This is a genomic window from Mycobacteroides franklinii (genome assembly GCF_002013895.1).
Lineage (GTDB): Bacteria > Actinomycetota > Actinomycetes > Mycobacteriales > Mycobacteriaceae > Mycobacterium > Mycobacterium franklinii.
Genome location: NZ_MAFQ01000016.1, coordinates 40,183 through 56,593, shown reverse-complemented (window position 1 = coordinate 56,593; position 16,411 = coordinate 40,183). Strand labels below are relative to the sequence as shown.

Genomic DNA, 16,411 nt, shown 5'->3' with positions numbered 1-16,411 from the left:
CTCTTCTACGCGGCGATGGCGCGGTCGACGGCGTCCATCACCCGCTCTGCATCGGGCAGGTAGTGATGTTCCACCTTGTTGGCCGGGTACGGAAGTGCGAAGCCGCCGACCCGCAGTACGGGAGCCTCCAGGTGATAGAAGCACCGCTCGGTGATGCGTGCAGCGATCTCGGCGCCCAATCCCATGAACACCGAGGCCTCGTGGACTACCACCAGCCGTCCGGTCTTACGTACCGACGCCTCCAGGGTGTCGAAGTCGACGGGCGAGAGGGAACGCAGGTCTACCACCTCGATGGACATACCCTCCGCGGCAGCCATTTCCGCGGCCACTTTGGCGACGGCCACCATCGGTCCGTAGGCGGCGACGGTGGCCGCGGTGCCGGCTCGGACAATACGTGCCGTACCCAGCGGGAGCGGGGTGAGCGCGGTATCAACCTCATCCTTCTCCCAGTAACGCCGCTTGGGCTCGAAGAAGACCACCGGGTCATCGCACGCGACCGATTGGCGGATCATGTCGTAGGCATCCTGCGGTGAGCTGCACGACACCACGCGCAGCCCGGCGGTATGCGCGAAGTACGCCTCCGGCGACTCCGAATGGTGCTCTACCGCACCGATTCCACCGCCGAACGGGATCCGGATGGTGAGCGGCATCCCTACCGCGCCCTTGGTGCGGTAGTGCAGCTTGGCCACCTGGCTGACGATCTGATCAAAGGCCGGGTACACGAATCCGTCGAACTGGATCTCGCAGACCGGGCGGTATCCACGCATGGCCAAACCGACAGCTGTTCCGATGATTCCGGACTCGGCGAGCGGAGTGTCGATGACCCGGTGGTCACCGAAATCCTTCTGCAGCCCGTCGGTGACCCGGAAGACGCCGCCGAGCTTGCCGACATCCTCGCCCATGACGATCACCTTGTCGTCGTCCTCCAACGCCGCACGCAAGCCCGCGTTCAGGGCACCGGACATGGTCATTCTGGTCATGATGCGTAAGTCCCTTCGCTCTCAAAACTGGCCAGGTATTCCAGGTAGTCGCGCCGCTCCGCGGCGACAAGCGAATGCGGTTCTGCGTACACATGGTTGAACATGTCCGCGGCGGTCGGCTCGATCGTGCCGAGGCATCCGGCGCGCAGCTCCGCGGCCACCTCGTCGGCCTTCGCGGCAATGCGCTCCTTCTCCGATTCGCTCAACCCTCCGCGGCTCTCCAAGTACTTTTCGACCCGGGCCAGCGGATCCTTGGCCCGCCATTCATCGAGTTCTGCGGCATTGCGGTACTTGGTCGGGTCATCCGAGGTGGTGTGCGGCCCCATCCGGTAGGTGACGGCCTCGATGAGGGTCGGACCACTGCCCTCACGGGCGCGCCGCAGCGCCCAGCGGGTCGCGGCCATCACGGCAAGCACATCGTTGCCGTCGACCTGAATTCCCGGGACGCCGAACCCGGTGCCCCGGGCGGCCAGCGGCAGATGGCTCTGCACCCGGACGGGCTCGCTGATGGCCCACTGATTGTTCTGACAGAAGAAGACAACGGGTGCACCGAAACTCGACGCAAAGGCGAATGCCTCGGAGACGTCCCCCTGGCTGGTGGCGCCATCGCCGAAGTAGGCGATGACCGCGGTGTCCGATCCGTCGAACTTCACGCCCATCGCGTATCCGGTGGCATGCAGGGACTGCGCGCCGACGATGATCGCGGGCGCGGTGATGTTGTGCTCTCGCGGATTCCAGCCCGATTGCGTTGAACCGCGCCAGAACTGGAGCATCGCGGTGGGCTCGACGCCGCGACAGTAGGCGACGCCGTGCTCGCGGAAGCTGGTGAACGCGAAGTCATCGTGCTCCAGCGCGCGGGCCGACCCGACCTGCGCGGCCTCCTGGCCCAGCAGCGGCGCCCACAGCGCGAGCTCGCCCTGACGCTGTAGGGCCGTGGCCTCGTTATCGATGCGGCGGACCACCACCATGTCCTCGTACAGCGCCCTCAGAGCGGCCAGGTCTTCCTCGTCGAGGATGTCGCTGACCAGCGGCGCGTACTCGGAATTCTCGATCCGGTTGCCGTCCGGATCAAGGAGCTGGATGGTCTCCATAACCTGCCCTCGCTAACGATGGGTTGCACCGCATGTCCATGACCGTCACCTTGTGGGTGTGTCATGATTCACAGTGCAACAGATAGTCATACTGCGCAACTGATACGTGTCGGATTGAGCATTCTGCCCATATCTTGGGTCACATACTGTGCGATACTGCGCGCTATGACCACTCTGGATGCCACCGATGCGAAGTTGTTATTGGCACTCACGCAAACCCCCCGCGCATCCGGCGTGGAGCTGGCGCAGCGACTGAATCTGTCCCGCAACACCGTGCAGGCGCGGCTCACCCGCTGGGATCAGCACGAGGCCCTGGCCGGGATCGACCATCAAATCGTGCCGCGCGCGATGGGCTATCCGATGACGGCTTACGTCACCGCGCGCATCGACCAACACCAGCTCGCAGCCATCGGGGTGGCACTGGCCGACGTGCCGGAGGTGGTACAGGTCCACGGCCTGGCGGGTGCCGACGACCTGATGATCAAGGTGGTCGCCGTCGACAGCGACGACCTCTACCGGATCGCTGGGAACATTCTCGATATCCCCGGCATCACCCGCACCTCGATTGCCATTGCCATGCACGAGCTGGTGGCGTTCCGGATGACGCCACTGCTGCGACGCCTCGCCGGGCAGGAGTAAGGCCTAGCCCAACCAGTCCAAAACCGCTGCGGCCGTCCAGGATTGCTGCATGCTTCCCAAGGGCGCACCGGTAAACGGCTCGTAGTACTCCGCGAACGAACCGTCCCCCGCCTGCCGTAATCCCTCCTGCCGCAACAGGAATGCGCGCTCACTCCAGCCACGCCGCTCGAAGGCCCAACAGAACAGCCAGGTGAGCACCGGCCAGACCGGGCCCCGCCAGTATTCGCGCGGACGAAAGTCCCGCGAGACCGGCGATGTCGAGGGCACCAGCGCGTATCGCAGATCGGGATGGCCACAGAATCGGGGACCCTCCAACAGTCTCAGCAGTACCAGCTCCTGCGGGCGCGGCAGACCGCCAGACAGCAACGGCGCGAACACCGCCACCGTGTCGGTGGCAACCCACTTACCGGTCTTGACATCGAAATCTCTTGCCGCACCGCTGCGTTCCTCGGTGGTATCGAGAACGCCCTGCCGGAAGCGCTCAGCCCAGCCGTGCAGTTCACGCACATCGGCACGTGGGCGGGCATGCTCCTCACCGATGGTGGCCAGCACCTCGCAGGCCACCGAGAAGATCGCCGAAACGAAGACGTCCTCCATCGCGAAGCTCATCGCGTCGGGTAACCGCGCATCGTCGTAGCGCACCGATTTCATCTCTTCCAGCAGCCACAGATACACGTCGTACTCGGCATCCTTGGGTCGCTGCGAAGGATCGGTCACGATGGTCGTGTCCTCGCGCGTGTAAGCCGGAAGGACGCCCGGTACAACGTTGGCGTAGGCCGCGTCCCAACGCGGCGAATTGTCCATGCCCGATTCCCACCCGTGGTACAGGGTGATTCGGCCGTGCTGGTTCTGGTCCCGAGTCTCGGCCAGCCAGCGGTGCCAACGCATCAAATCGGCCCAGCGCCGATCAAGGAACGCCTCGGCCACACCCCGGGCGCTGCGGCCCCGGCGACGTGCGTGATCGAGGATGCGTTGCACTGCGATGGCATGCACGGGCGGCTGGGTGATACCCGACGTCTGATGCCCCGACGGCGCGTTCACTGCCAGCTCGGAGGTCTGCCAGCGGGCGGGCCCCGGGAAATATCCGTCGACCCCGTTGGCGAAGACAATGTGCGGGATCATCCCGTTGGCCCATTGCGCCGAGAGCAAGGTGTCCAGCTCGGTGACGGCCCGTTCGACGCTCAGTGGTGCCAGCCCCACCGCGACAAAGGCGGCGTCCCAGCTCCACATGTGCGGGTAAAGCTTGGGTGCGGCACTGGTCATGGTTCCCCGGTCATTTCCCCTGAGCAGGTACGCCGCGCGTGCGGCCAGCTGCGTGGGGGTGAACATCGGGTGGGACGGCATCCGTCCATTGTGCGGTGTGCCTGGCCATTCCCTCTCGCCGAAAGTCGACTTTTGGTGCGAAAGTGCGAGTAAAGGCCACCAAAAGTCGACTTTCGGCGCACGGGAGCTAACGTGACGCACATGCCGCACGCTCTCATCACCGGTGCCGCCGGAGGTCTTGGTTCCGCCATTGCCCGCGCTCTCGCCCCCACCCACAGCCTGCTGCTGGGCGGTCGGCCATCCGCGCGGCTGGATACGCTGGCCGCCGAGTTGGACGCCACCGCATGGCCGGTGGACCTGGGCGACGAGAACGCGGTGGTCGCGGCCGTCGCCAACATCGACACGCTCGACGTGCTGGTGCACAACGCCGGCGTCTCCTACCCCGCGACGATCGCCGACTCCAGCCTGTCCGATTGGCGAAAGACCTTCGATGTCAACGTGTTGGCCCCCGTCGCGCTGACCCAAGCCCTGCTTCCCGCGCTGCGGGCGGCACAGGGCGACGTGGTGTTCATCAACTCCGGCGCGGGGATCAACGCGCACCCGGGCATCGGCTCGTACTCAGCGAGCAAGTTCGCGCTGCGTGGATTCGCCGACGTACTGCGCGCCGAGGAACCGACGCTCCGGGTGACCTCGGTACATCCCGGCCGGATCAGCACACCGATGCAGCAGGAACTCACCGAACATGAAGGGCGCGAGTACAACCCGAACGAGTACATGCGCCCCGAGTCCGTTGCGCAGCTGGTCGCCGACGCCGTGAATCTGCCGCGCGACGCACGGGTGCACCACATCGTGGTGCGGCAGAACTAGACGACCAGATTCACCATGCGGCCCGGCACCACGATGACCTTCTTCGGGGTCGCACCCGCCAGGAACTCCAGCACCTTCTCCTCGGCAAGCGCCGCGGCCTCGATATCGCCCTTCGGCGCATCGACGGCCACCGTGATGCGGCCACGCACCTTGCCGTTGACCTGAATCGGGTACTCCACCGTGTCGGCCACCAGCCAGCGCTCGTCGGACTCCGGGAAGGGTCCGTGGGCCAGCGACACCTCGCTGCCCAGCTGGCTCCACAGCTCCTCGGACAGGTGCGGGGCCAGCGGTGCCAGCATGAGCACCAGTGGCTCCACCGCGGCCCGCGGGGCGCCCTCGGGATACTCCTTGGTCAGGTGATTCGTGTACTCGATCAGCTTGGCCGCCGCGGTGTTATTGCGCAGAGCCGCATAGTCTTCGGTTACCCCGGCGATCGTCTTGTGCAACGCCCGCAGGGTGTCCTCGCTGGTCAGCTCGTCCGAGGTAACGCGGATCTTGCCGGTCTCCTCATCGACCACCGCCCGCCACGCCCGCTGCAAGAAGCGGTGCGCACCGACGACATCCTTTGTCGCCCAGGGCCGAGAAAGCTCCAGCGGACCCATCGACATTTCGTACACACGCAGGGTATCGGCACCGTAGTTGTCGCAGATGTCGTCCGGTGAGATCGAATTCTTGAGGCTCTTTCCAATCTTGCCGAACTCCTGCTTCACCTCCGCGCCCTGATAGAAGAACTTTCCGTTCTCCTCGACCACCTCGGCGGCCGGGACGTACATGCCGCGCGAGTCCGTATAGGCGTGGGCCTGGATGTAGCCCTGGTTCAGCAGCCGCCGGTACGGCTCGCGAGAGCTGACATGCCCGAGGTCGTAGAGAACCTTGTGCCAGAACCTCGAGTACAGCAGGTGCAGCACGGCGTGCTCCATGCCGCCGACATACAGATCGACACCGCCCGGATCATTCGGACCGTGCTCGGCCGGACGCGGACCCAACCAGTACGCCTCGTTCTCCTTGTCGCAGAAGGCTTCCGCATTATCGGGATCGGCGTAACGCAGCTCGTACCAGGAGCTGCCCGCCCACTGTGGCATCACATTGGTGTCGCGCGTGTAGTGCTTGAGCCCATCGCCCAGGTCCAGCTCGACGTTCACCCAGTCGGCGGCCTTGGACAACGGTGGCGACGGCTCGGATGACGCGTCCTCCGGATCGAAGGAAACCGGTGCGTAGTCCTCGACCTCGGGCAGTTCGACGGGCAACAGATTCTCGCCCAGCGCGCGTGGTCGCCCGTCCTCGCCATAAACGATCGGGAAAGGCTCGCCCCAATACCGCTGGCGCGCAAAGAGCCAATCGCGCAGCTTGTATTCGATACGCGATTCGCCGCGTCCGTCCTTGACCAGCCGGCGTGTCACCTCGACCTTGGCGGCGTCGACATCGAGCCCGTCCAGGTAGTCGGAGTTCACCAACACGCCATCGCCCGTGTAGGCGGCCTCGGTGATATCGCCGCCGGAAATCACTTCCCGCACCGGCAAACCGAAGGCATTCGCGAAATCCCAGTCACGCGGGTCGTGCCCGGGCACCGCCATGATGGCACCGGTGCCGTAGCCCAGCAGCACGTAGTCGGCGATGAAGACCGGCACCTGACTACCGCTCACCGGGTTGGTGGCGTAGGCACCGGTGAAGACGCCCGTCTTCTCTTTGTTCTCTTGACGTTCCAGGTCGCTCTTGGCAGCGATGGAACGGCGGTACTGCTCGATCGCCGCGCGCGGCGAGTCCTGTCCGCCCGTCCAGCGCGCATCGGTTCCCTGGGGCCAGGCGTCTACCGCCAGCGCGTCCACCAGCGGGTGCTCGGGAGCCAACACCATGTAGGTGGCGCCGAAGAGCGTGTCGGGCCGGGTGGTGAACACCTCGATATCGGCGGGGCCGCCCGCGCCGTCCACCGCGAACAACACCGACGCGCCCTGCGAACGGCCAATCCAGTTGCGCTGCATGGTCTTGACCTTCTCGGGCCAGTCCAGGACATCCAGGTCGTCGATCAGCCGGTCGGAGTACGCGGTGATACGCATCATCCACTGCCGCAATCGCTTACGAAACACCGGGAAGTTGCCGCGCTCGCTGCGGCCGTCCGAGGTCACCTCCTCGTTGGCCAGCACGGTGCCCAACCCGGGACACCAGTTGACCACCGAGTCCGATTGGTAAACCAGGCGATACGAGTCAACGAGATCTGCGCGTGCGCCGGCACTCAGCTGCGCCCACACCGTGCCGTCGGCGGGAGTGCGCGCACCGGATTCAAACTCGGCGATCAGCTCCTGAATGGGCCGCGCGCGGTGGGCCTGCTCGTCGTACCAGGCGTTGTAGATCTGCAGGAAGATCCACTGCGTCCACTTGTAGAAGTCGACATCGGTGGTGGCGAAGCTGCGACGCGAGTCGTGGCCCAGGCCCAGCCGTCCCAGCTGCCGCTTGTAGTTGACGATGTTGGCCTCGGTGCGCACCCGCGGATGCGTGCCGGTCTGCACCGCGTACTGCTCGGCAGGCAACCCGAACGCGTCGAACCCCAGCGCGTGCAGCACGTTGGCCCCCCGCATCCGGTGAAAGCGGGCGTAGACGTCCGTCGCGATGTATCCAAGCGGGTGACCCACATGCAGTCCGTCGCCCGACGGGTACGGGAACATGTCCTGGACGAACATCTTGTCGACCGGAATCGGGGTGCCGTCCGCCGGAGCCAGCGATCCCACCGGGTTCGGCACATGGAACGTGCCCCGGTCGGTCCAGGCCTGCTGCCAACGGCTCTCGATCTGCCCGGCGAGCTGCGCGGTGTAGCGATGCGTGGGGAATTCAGCGGCTTCCTCACTAGCTCTGCCGGCGTCCTGCTCGGTTTCAGTCACGCTTCAAGGGTAAAGGTGGCTGGTCAGCGAACAGAAATCGCCGCTTTGGCGACAGGAGTTAATCACTCTGGTCACAATCCGGCCACTTCCGGGGGTGTCCGGGGTGGTTTCTCAGCCACGCTCACTACCTTCAGGACCGCCACAACCGAGCGAACGTCTGTCGACGCCGTCAGCGTTCTTCGTTGTCGCCACAACCTCACACGACGCACTGGACAGAGCCGGAAGGACATAGAAGGTGACGACCATACGGTATTCAGTCAGATTAGCGGCGGCCACGGCCTCCGTCGCGGCATTGCTCGCCGGGACTGCCGCCGTAGCGATGGCGGACCCGCAACCGGCACCCGCACCTCCGGTGCCGGCGGCCACTCCCAACGCCGCCGTCGCACCGGCCCCGAACGCCGCGCCGGCGCCTGCTGTGGCCCCCACGGCATCGACGAATCCCCTGCAGCCGTCCGCGCCGATCGGCGGGGTCGCGCCCGCCACCGACGGCACCCTCACCGAGTTCTTCGCCGCCAAGAACGTCAAGGTGGAGCCGCTGTCCAAGAGCAGCCACGGGGTGCCGCGCATCAGCATCCCGATTCCGAACAACTGGGCCAACGTGCCGGACCCCAATGTCCCCAACGCGTACCAAGTGATTGTCAGCAAGGCCAACGGCACCGGGATCTACCAGTCCAACGCACAGGTCACCATGAGCAAGCTGGTCGGCGAGTTCGACACCAACGAGGCCGTCTCGCATGGCCCCGTCGAGGTCAAGGCGCTGCAGGGCTGGCAACCGACCGACGCGTCGGTGGTCACCTATCAGGGCTTCCCGTCCTCCATCGTGGAAGGCACCTTCCGTCAGGACGGCGAAACCCTCAACACCTCACGCCGCTCCGTGATCATCACGCAGGGCAAGGACCGCTTCCTGGTCCAGCTGGCCGTCACCACCACCGTCGGTAACGCCATCGCCGAAGCCCCCGCCACGGACCTGATCGTCAACGGACTGCGCTTCGGCGATGCCGCCCCGGTCACCGCCCCGGTCGCCGATCCGAATGCGCTCGCCGATCCCGACGCCGTGCCCGGTGCGCCCGTCACACCTGTTCCGGGGGCTCCTGCTCCCGCAGACCCCAACGCGCCGGCTTCGCCGGCGCCCGGGATCCCGGGCCTGCCACCCCTGCCCACCTTGCCTCCGTTGGCGCCACCGGCGCCGCCCGCGGCATAACCATTTCAAACACCAATCCGACACCCTTTAAACTGAGCGGGTGCTGATCGCCGCCATCGTGACCGTCGCCCTTGCCGGGTTGCTGGCTGCGCTGTCGGCGCTGGCATTCCTGCGGGCGCCGCACGGTAGCCCCCAGCGGATGCTGGCACCCGCACAGGCCGCGGCCGCGGTGATCCTGGTGCCGGGCGCCCTTGCGGCGCTATTCGGCCCTGCCACAATCGGTTTGGTGGGGCTGGTGGTGTGTGGTGTCGCCGCCGTCGTGACGGTGGGTGCGGCGGCCTGGCAGGTCGCCCAATACACCACGGCCGCACAACAGATGTCGTCCTCGGGCGGCTGCGGCAGTTCCTGTGGCGGATGCCCGAGCGCGGGCCGCAGAGACTCGTCGGTGTGCGCGCAACCCTGACATGTCCAATCTTTAGACACGGCGGCCGCGACCTCGCCGGAATGTGAGCCGTATTCGCCCATGTGGGCCCCTTTTTTGGTGTTATGTTTCCGGACACTCGTCAACGGGTGTGGTCAGAAAGGGAGCCGTGAAAGACACCAAGCAGATGGTGAAGTTCATCCTCGTTGGCGTCCTCACCGTCGTGTCCGGCATTGCCACGTACATCTATCGCGACGATCAACTGATCGTCGACCTGCTCACCGTGCCGCTGTTCACCGGCATCATCGGGTACATCACCAACTGGACCGGCGTGCTGATGCTGTTCGCGCCCTTGCGTTTCTACGGCTGGCGCATCCCCGGACTGCGCACGCTGTATGCGTTCCTGCCGCGGCGCGTGCAGGTGATCCCGGCGATCACCTCCGATGGCCGGTTCGGATGGCAGGGCATCGTGCCCTCACGCGCGGAGAAGATGGCCAGCATCGCCGTCGACAAAAGCCTGGCCAAGCTGGGCAGTATCTCGGACTTCTACGAGCAGCTCGAGCCCGATCTCATCGCCAATCACCTTGCGCTGATTGCCAAATCGGAGATTCGCAGCGTCATCACCAAAATCATGGAGCGCGAGGACCCTCAGCTGTGGCACAACCTGCCCCCGGCGCTGCGGGAAATGATGTTCAAGCGCATCGAGAACCAGTTGCCGCAGATCGTCAAGAACATGACCGATCAGATCGGCGAGAACATCGGCCAGCTGGTCGACGCCAAGCTGATGATCATCCGGTATCTCACCGCGCATCCCAAGCTGCTGAACGACATCTTCCGAACCATGGGACATAAAGAGCTGCAATTCATGCAGAACTTCGGCTTCTATTTCGGCTATCCCATGGGTTTCGTGCTCGTCGCGATCCTGCATTCCGTTCCACATCATTGGTGGACACCGTGGATCGTGCTTCCGCTCGGCGGCGTGATCATCGGATACATCGTCAACTACCTCGGCATCACCATGATCTTCGAACCCGTGCACCCCAACAAGTGGGTGCCGTGGCGTCAAGGTCTGTTCATCAAACGCAAGTCGGAGATCTCCGAGGAATACGCGCGCACCATCTCCGAGAACGTCATCACCCTGGAGAACATCGGCAACGAGATGCTCAACGGGCCGCGCTCGGATCGCACTCGGCAGATGCTGGCCGACGGGATCCGCCCGGCCCTGGAGCAGGCGCTGGGGCCCGCTCGTCGCGCCATTCGGGTAGCCGTCGGCCGGCGCCAATACGACCAGATCACCGAATCGGTCACCATCGAGGCAACCGGCTTTGCGCCCCTTGCGTTTTCCGATCCGGAGTTCAACAAGCAGCGCCAGGGCAAGATCGGCGCCTTCGTCTCCACCCAGATGCACAAGCTCTCACTCGACGACTTCAACGAACTGCTGCGCTCCGCGGTCAAACAAGACGAGTGGTTGCTGTTCGTGCACGGCGCGGTTCTGGGTGCCGCCGGCGGCCTCGCGCACCTACTCATCTTCCCGCCAGCGGGCTGACACGTGCCCGGAACCGACCTGACAAGATGATGCCCGATGACCAATAACACGCCCGTCCCCGCGCACAACAATCGTGAGCTCCGGCCTGATCGCGTGGTCCAAGGGGTCGCCATGCTGGCAGCGAAGACCTGGTGGCGCGGCGTCAAGTGGTCGGCCGATATCGCCACCACCACGGGCACCAAGATCATCGACGACGTGCGGGCCGGCCGGTCCGCCACCGACATCGCCCTCTCGGCGACCGAGCACGTCCTGGGCGCCGTTCGCGATGCGCTGCAGCTGCCCAGCGATGCCTCAGGGCTGACGATCACCAAACCGCAAAAGCCCGTCCCCTCACGCGTCACCATCGACATCACCGAATCGGGCAGCCTCGACGGAGATGAATTACGCCGCCGCGGAGCGGAATTGCTGCGCCGTTCGGCCGACGTCACCGACGTCGAGGACACCCACCCGGCGTACGCCCGGATTATCAACCAGCTGGCTCCCGACGAGGCACGCATCCTGCGGTTCCTGGCCGCGCACGGCGCGCAGCCGGTGGTGGATGTGCGCACCAGCCGTCCGTTCGACGTCGGCTCGGAGATGATCGCCGAGGGGCTGTCCATGGTCGCCGAGCGCTCCGGCTGCCGCTACACCGATCGCAACAACGCGTACACCAACAATCTGGTACGCCTCGGCCTGGTCCGCGCATCTCCGGAAGCGGTTGCGGCCGAACGCTATCAGGTACTCGAGGTGCAACCCGACGTGGTTGCGGCGTGCCGCCGTGCGGGCCGCGCACACAAGACGGTGCGCCGCAGCGTCCACTTGACGCCTTTTGGCGAGGACTTCTGCCGGGCCGTCATTCCCACCGATCCGTCGGTGGGCGACGACCTGTAGGTCTAGTTGCGGCTGACGTCGATGGGGTGCGTCGCCAACAACGACAGCGGCAGCGGCTGCCGGCGCAGCACCTTGGCCCACAGATCCTGGCGCACGTCGGTCAGCACATCGGACGGCAGCGCGGACAGCACGATCCAGTCGTCGCGCTCAACCTCTCCCTCGAGCTGACCGATGGTCCAGCCCGAGTAGCCCGCGAAGACCCTGACACCCTCCACCAGCGGGGCGATGTCCTCGGGCTCGGCATCCAGATCGACCATGGCCATTCGGCCCGCCACATGGCGCAGACCCTTGACACCCTCGACGCTGACCCCGGCCCGCAGGGTCGCCAGGCACAGCGCCGCATCTCGTTTGACCGGCCCGCCGATGAACATGGTCTTGGGCTTGCCGACGAGTTTGGCCCACTGCGGCAGCACGTTGTACACCGCGGTCTCACTGGGGCGGTTGAGCACCACGCCCAGGGTTCCACCGTCATTGTGTTCGATAATGAAGATCACGCTGCGCCGAAAAGTCGGTTCGAAGAGGTTGGTGTTGGCGACCAGCAGAGTGCCCGCCCGCAGGCGATGTGCGGGCGGTGCCATGTAGCCCTCGCTATATGCCTCGCCCTCATCAGGCTCGTCCCCGTGCGCCACCTCAACATCATGACACCGTTTGCCGTTTCATGACTTGTGCTCGACCAACCGCTACACATTTGTAGTGTGGGCGTTAAGTACTTCGCCTCCTTCCTGTAGCCCGTTTCCCGACATACGAAAGCGACTCCCATGACTGCGCGCCACTCGCCGCTGAGCCTGTGGCACGCGATTCAGGATCTGCCCGACTTCCGGCGGCTGGTGTGGGTGCGGCTCCTGACCCAATTCAGCGACGGCCTCTTCCAGGCCGGCCTGGCGGGCGCGCTGTTGTTCAATCCGGAACGTGAAGCCGAGCCGTGGGCCATCGCCGGAGCCTTCGCCGTGCTTTTCCTGCCGTACTCGGCGATCGGTCCGTTTGCCGGTGCGCTGCTGGACCGCTGGGACCGCCGCATGGTGCTGATCGGTGCCAACCTGATTCGGGTACTGCTGGTGGCCCTCGTCGGCATCGAACTGGCACTCGGCGCCGACGATGTGGTGCTGCTGCTGGGTGCGCTGGTCGTCAACGGGGTCACCCGCTTCGTCACATCGGGCCTGTCGGCGGCCCTCCCCCACGTGGTGCCGCGCGACCAGGTCGCCACCATGAACTCGGTGGCCACCGCGGTGGGCGCCTCGGCCACATTTATCGGCGCCAACTTCATGCTGATGCTGCGGGCGGTGTTCGGTGCCGGTGATTTGGGTTCTGCCACAGTCATTTTCCTGGTGATCGTGCCGGCGACGGCTGCGGCGTGGGTGGCGTCCGGATTTCCCGGCGACCGGTTGGGCCCCGATGACAGCGTGCGCGCGGTACACGGTTCGGCCTTCTACGCCGTGGCGACCGGCTGGCTGCATGGCGCGCGCACCATCGTCGGCACACCATCGGTGTTCGACGCCCTCATCGGGTTGGCCGCGCACCGGATGGTGTTCGGCGTCAACACCCTGCTGGTCCTTGTGCTGGTGCGCAATACCGAGTCGCTGTTCGCCGGCATCGGCGCCGCGGCATTGTTCCTGGCCTGCACCGGCATCGGCTCATTCCTGGGGACGGTCTCTACCCCGGCCCTGCTGCGGCGGTTCGGTCGCGGACGCACTCTCGGGATGGCACTCGGCGGCGCGGTTGTCCTGCAATTGATTGCCTCGGGTTTGTACATTCCCATCCTGTTGGCCGCCGCGTTCGGGCTCGGGATGGCGGGACAGGTCATCAAACTGTGCGCCGATGTCGGTATGCAGACCGACGTCGACGACGCCCTGCGTGGACACGTTTTCGCGGTGCAGGACTCGCTGTTCTGGGTCACCTTCACCGGGGCGATGGCCGTCGGCGCCGCCTTCATCACCCACGCGCATTGGCTAGCCTTCTCCGGCGCGGTGATCTACTTGATCGGACTGATCGTGCACATGACGCGAACCCTCTGGCCCAGCCCGCCAGACAGTGGGTCTCTGCCCACCCAGCCCAACCAGCCCGACCCGGAAGGACAACCCCGTGACCTCGACCGCTGACGCAGTCATCGACGACCTGCGTGACGAGAGCGATGGACTCGACGCCCTGGTGGCACCGCTGCCCGACGACGGCTGGGCCCGGGACACACCCGCGGCGGGCTGGACCATCGCCCACCAGATCGCCCATCTGCATTGGACCGACGCGCAGTCGCTGCTGGCGGTCACCGATCCCGAGGGCTTCGCCAATGAGCTGCCCAAGGCGATGGCCGACCCGTTCGGGTTTGTGGACAAGGCCGCCGAGGAGACCGCGCAGATACCGCCCGCCGAGCTACTCACCCGTTGGCGCGATACCCGCAATCAGCTGCATGCGGCACTGCGCGACGTACCGGACGGGGTTAAGATCCCCTGGTACGGGCCGCCCATGAGCTCTGCCTCCATGGGCACCGCCCGCTTGATGGAAACCTGGGCCCACGCACTCGACGTCGCCGACGCGCTCGGCGTGGTCCCCACACCCAGCGCACGACTGAAATCCATTGCGCACCTGGGTGTTCGAACTAGGAACTATGCGTACACGGTGCATTCACTGACCCCTCCCGCCGAACCGTTCCGCGTCGAGCTGACCGGGCCCGGCGGCGGCACCTGGACCTGGGGGCCGGAAGACGCCGCCCAACGCGTCACCGGGTCGGCGCTCGACTTCTGCTACCTGGTGACCCAACGGCGCCCACGCGCCGAACTGGATCTGCGGGCCACCGGCGAGGACGCCGAGAAATGGCTGTCCATCGCGCAGGCATTCGCCGGGCCGCCCGGCGCCGGCCGGGGGTGAACCTCGCGGCATTCGACCGTGCACTCGATCCTTCGGAGGCGCTGTTCGCGGGCAATCGCAGCACCGTGGCGTACTCGGTCTTCGGCACCGGCGTGCTCGATACCGATGCTCTGACAACGGCTTTTCGAGCGCTGCTGACGAGTTACCCCGTGCTGTCCGCGCAGATCGTGCCCGCCAGACACGGGTACGTGCTTGCACACCTTCCCCACCCGCCCGCGCTGCAGCTGGGTGCGTGTACCGCCCTACCCCGGTCTGGCTTCACCATCGTCGACCCCACCGCGGTGTGCGCCGTCGATGCCGCCCAGGACGGCAATGACTTTCGCCTGACCTTGTTGACCCACCACAGCATCGCCGACGCGGGCGCCGGGCTGACGTACCTGGAAGTTCTGTGTTCGCTCTACACCCGCGTGGTCGAGACGGGATCAGCCGGGACCGCCCGCCCGCATCCCCTGGCGATGTCACTGGAGCAGTTCCTCGCCGCGCGCGGGTACGTCATATCCACGCCCAGCGCGCCCCCCGCGCCCCCCGCGACACCAGCAGCGCCGACGGTCGACGCGACGGTTGTGGTTCGGCACGGGCGCACCCGACTCGGCCGCGAGCAGACCACGCGCTTGTTCGACGCCGCCCGCGCCGCGGGCCTCACCGTGCACGGAGTCGTGTGTGCCGCGATCCTGCTGGCCGCTCAAGCACTTTCACAATCGCAGGACCCGATCACGTTTGGCCTGACGTCATCGGTGGACCTGCGCACACGAACCGGCGCACCCATCACCGCGGCGCAAGGAACGGTGATCCAAGGCGCCAATACCGCGATTCTGGCCGTCACACCCGATGACGACCCGTCGCGTCTGGCCCGCGCGGTACTGGATTCTCTGGCCGGTGGCCTCGCGGATCACAGTGTGCACCAAGCATTTCTGCGCCCGGCACCGCTGCATCAGCCGTCCATCGAGAACCCGCTCATGGTCACGAACTGGGGCCGAATACCTCCGCTGCATCTACCGGAGGGGCTGCGCGTGAACGACTTCCGTGCCACCGTACGTGGCGGGCGTATCCGGTTGCGGGCCACAACACTTCCCCCGAGCTTCTTCATCACCACCTGCGATGGACGGCTCAGCCTCGATCACCCCACCTGGGTGGCCGACGAATCCGACCCCACCCTCGGGTGGACGGCCGCGCTAGGGCGAGCCTTCGACCGGATTCTCCGCTGACAGCCGCGGCGATCCCACCGGTCGGCCTGCGTCCGCGACACCGTCGCCGTCAACATCGGTGAGCACGGCGTCCCAACGACCGTCGCCGGTCGTGTCGACGTACACAGAGTTACCTGAATCGGTTGTGCTGAAAGCTCGTTCGGCACGGCCATCGCCATCGGCATCCAACAGTTGCTCCGGCTTCCCGTCCCCGTCGACATCGGCTGTGCCGCCGGGGTGTTCGGTGCCATCAAGACCGAACCAGCTGATCGATCCGCTTCGTTCCACGTGAAACGCCCACGTGCCCAGGCCATCATCGGTGAAGTAGGCCTCGGGCCTGCCGTCGTTGTCGACGTCCAGGACGGCGTGATCCGCCGATCCGTCGCCGTCGGCATCCCACATCATGTCGTCGAACAGCCCGTCACCGTCGAAGTCGAGGCGCACCGCGTCCATCACCCCATCGCCGTCCAGGTCGACGTTGGGTGGCGCATCCCATGCGGTGACGACTCCGTCCCCCGTACCGAAGCAGTAGTCCATACCCGATATGAGGCGCTGACGATCCCGGGAGTTCCGCCTTCTTGGGGCATGTGGATAACCACGCAGACAGAACGTGCGCTGAGATCGGTTCATGTCTGTAGGAGGCACACGGCGGCAATTCGGTTCCATCCGTAATCTCT

The 16,411-nt window shown here is 65.7% G+C and carries 15 protein-coding genes; 9 read left to right on the top strand and 6 right to left on the bottom strand.

Translation table 11 applies throughout. The annotated features are described in order from the left end of the window. Nucleotides 1-5 precede the first annotated feature (5 nt). Complete coding sequence (locus B4393_RS23325; RefSeq protein ID WP_191988888.1) at nucleotides 6-965, bottom strand: alpha-ketoacid dehydrogenase subunit beta; 960 nt, start codon at nucleotides 963-965, stop codon at nucleotides 6-8. A gap of 11 nt (nucleotides 966-976) precedes the next feature. After that, entirely contained in the window at nucleotides 977-2,071 is a 1,095-nt protein-coding gene (pdhA, locus tag B4393_RS23320; protein ID WP_078336159.1) for a pyruvate dehydrogenase (acetyl-transferring) E1 component subunit alpha, read from the bottom strand. A gap of 165 nt (nucleotides 2,072-2,236) precedes the next feature. On the opposite strand from pdhA, the gene B4393_RS23315 reads away from it, so the two are divergent. After that, complete coding sequence (locus B4393_RS23315) at nucleotides 2,237-2,710, top strand: Lrp/AsnC family transcriptional regulator (RefSeq protein WP_070911577.1); 474 nt, start codon at nucleotides 2,237-2,239, stop codon at nucleotides 2,708-2,710. A gap of 3 nt (nucleotides 2,711-2,713) precedes the next feature. On the opposite strand, the gene ggh is transcribed toward B4393_RS23315, so the two are convergent. Further along, nucleotides 2,714-4,054, bottom strand: a complete 1,341-nt coding sequence (gene ggh / locus B4393_RS23310; RefSeq protein ID WP_078336158.1) for a glucosylglycerate hydrolase — start codon at nucleotides 4,052-4,054, stop codon at nucleotides 2,714-2,716. A 120-nt stretch (nucleotides 4,055-4,174) separates the two neighbouring features. On the opposite strand from ggh, the gene B4393_RS23305 reads away from it, so the two are divergent. Beyond that, complete coding sequence (locus tag B4393_RS23305; protein ID WP_078336157.1) at nucleotides 4,175-4,840, top strand: SDR family oxidoreductase; 666 nt, start codon at nucleotides 4,175-4,177, stop codon at nucleotides 4,838-4,840. Here the strand turns inward: B4393_RS23305 and leuS are convergent. Then, complete coding sequence (leuS, locus tag B4393_RS23300) at nucleotides 4,837-7,713, bottom strand: leucine--tRNA ligase (protein ID WP_078336156.1); 2,877 nt, start codon at nucleotides 7,711-7,713, stop codon at nucleotides 4,837-4,839. The two genes, B4393_RS23305 and leuS, sit on opposite strands and share 4 nt — an antisense overlap. Before the next feature lie 235 nt (nucleotides 7,714-7,948). On the opposite strand from leuS, the gene B4393_RS23290 reads away from it, so the two are divergent. From B4393_RS23290 to B4393_RS23275, 4 genes are all read left to right on the top strand, one after another. After that, complete coding sequence (locus B4393_RS23290) at nucleotides 7,949-8,914, top strand: LpqN/LpqT family lipoprotein (protein ID WP_078336155.1); 966 nt, start codon at nucleotides 7,949-7,951, stop codon at nucleotides 8,912-8,914. 40 nt (nucleotides 8,915-8,954) lie between these two features. Further along, nucleotides 8,955-9,317 carry a hypothetical protein gene (locus tag B4393_RS23285; RefSeq protein WP_070937693.1) on the top strand — a complete coding sequence of 121 codons (363 nt, stop codon included), beginning with the start codon at nucleotides 8,955-8,957 and terminating at the stop codon, nucleotides 9,315-9,317. Nucleotides 9,318-9,444: 127 nt separating this feature from the next. After that, nucleotides 9,445-10,821, top strand: a complete 1,377-nt coding sequence (locus B4393_RS23280) for a DUF445 domain-containing protein (protein WP_078336203.1) — start codon at nucleotides 9,445-9,447, stop codon at nucleotides 10,819-10,821. A gap of 36 nt (nucleotides 10,822-10,857) precedes the next feature. Beyond that, nucleotides 10,858-11,691, top strand: a complete 834-nt coding sequence (locus tag B4393_RS23275; RefSeq protein WP_070937692.1) for a DUF4393 domain-containing protein — start codon at nucleotides 10,858-10,860, stop codon at nucleotides 11,689-11,691. 2 nt (nucleotides 11,692-11,693) lie between these two features. Here the strand turns inward: B4393_RS23275 and B4393_RS23270 are convergent, their stop codons facing one another. Next, entirely contained in the window at nucleotides 11,694-12,320 is a 627-nt protein-coding gene (locus B4393_RS23270) for a YqgE/AlgH family protein (protein WP_070937691.1), read from the bottom strand. 129 nt (nucleotides 12,321-12,449) lie between these two features. Here B4393_RS23270 and B4393_RS23265 point away from each other — a divergent pair, with 129 nt between their 5' ends. The 3 genes from B4393_RS23265 to B4393_RS23255 are packed head-to-tail and all read left to right on the top strand — an operon-like array spanning nucleotide 12,450 to nucleotide 15,755. Next, nucleotides 12,450-13,787, top strand: coding sequence for an MFS transporter (locus B4393_RS23265; RefSeq protein WP_078336154.1), 1,338 nt, complete (start codon nucleotides 12,450-12,452; stop codon nucleotides 13,785-13,787). After that, nucleotides 13,771-14,550, top strand: a complete 780-nt coding sequence (locus B4393_RS23260; protein ID WP_078336153.1) for a TIGR03084 family metal-binding protein — start codon at nucleotides 13,771-13,773, stop codon at nucleotides 14,548-14,550. Before B4393_RS23265 ends, B4393_RS23260 begins: the two co-directional genes overlap by 17 nt. Next, the gene (locus B4393_RS23255) at nucleotides 14,496-15,755 is read left to right on the top strand and encodes a phthiocerol/phthiodiolone dimycocerosyl transferase family protein (RefSeq protein ID WP_413816164.1); all 1,260 of its coding nucleotides are present in this window, start codon (nucleotides 14,496-14,498) and stop codon (nucleotides 15,753-15,755) included. Before B4393_RS23260 ends, B4393_RS23255 begins: the two co-directional genes overlap by 55 nt. Here B4393_RS23255 and B4393_RS23250 read toward each other — a convergent pair. After that, the gene (locus tag B4393_RS23250) at nucleotides 15,723-16,271 is read right to left on the bottom strand and encodes a pullulanase (protein ID WP_078336152.1); all 549 of its coding nucleotides are present in this window, start codon (nucleotides 16,269-16,271) and stop codon (nucleotides 15,723-15,725) included. The genes B4393_RS23255 and B4393_RS23250 overlap by 33 nt on opposite strands. Nucleotides 16,272-16,411: the final 140 nt, after the last annotated feature.

Bases quoted from the DNA above. Each gene is read 5' to 3' on its own strand.
- B4393_RS23325 (WP_191988888.1), bottom strand. From the start codon at position 965: ATGTCCGGTGCCCTGAACGCGGGCTTGCGTGCGGCGTTGGAGGACGAC.
- pdhA (WP_078336159.1), bottom strand. From the start codon at position 2,071: ATGGAGACCATCCAGCTCCTTGATCCGGACGGCAACCGGATCGAGAAT.
- B4393_RS23315 (WP_070911577.1), top strand. From the start codon at position 2,237: ATGACCACTCTGGATGCCACCGATGCGAAGTTGTTATTGGCACTCACG.
- ggh (WP_078336158.1), bottom strand. From the start codon at position 4,054: ATGCCGTCCCACCCGATGTTCACCCCCACGCAGCTGGCCGCACGCGCG.
- B4393_RS23305 (WP_078336157.1), top strand. From the start codon at position 4,175: ATGCCGCACGCTCTCATCACCGGTGCCGCCGGAGGTCTTGGTTCCGCC.
- B4393_RS23275 (WP_070937692.1), top strand. From the start codon at position 10,858: ATGACCAATAACACGCCCGTCCCCGCGCACAACAATCGTGAGCTCCGG.
- B4393_RS23265 (WP_078336154.1), top strand. From the start codon at position 12,450: ATGACTGCGCGCCACTCGCCGCTGAGCCTGTGGCACGCGATTCAGGAT.
- B4393_RS23255 (WP_413816164.1), top strand. From the start codon at position 14,496: ATGGCTGTCCATCGCGCAGGCATTCGCCGGGCCGCCCGGCGCCGGCCG.
- B4393_RS23250 (WP_078336152.1), bottom strand. From the start codon at position 16,271: ATGGACTACTGCTTCGGTACGGGGGACGGAGTCGTCACCGCATGGGAT.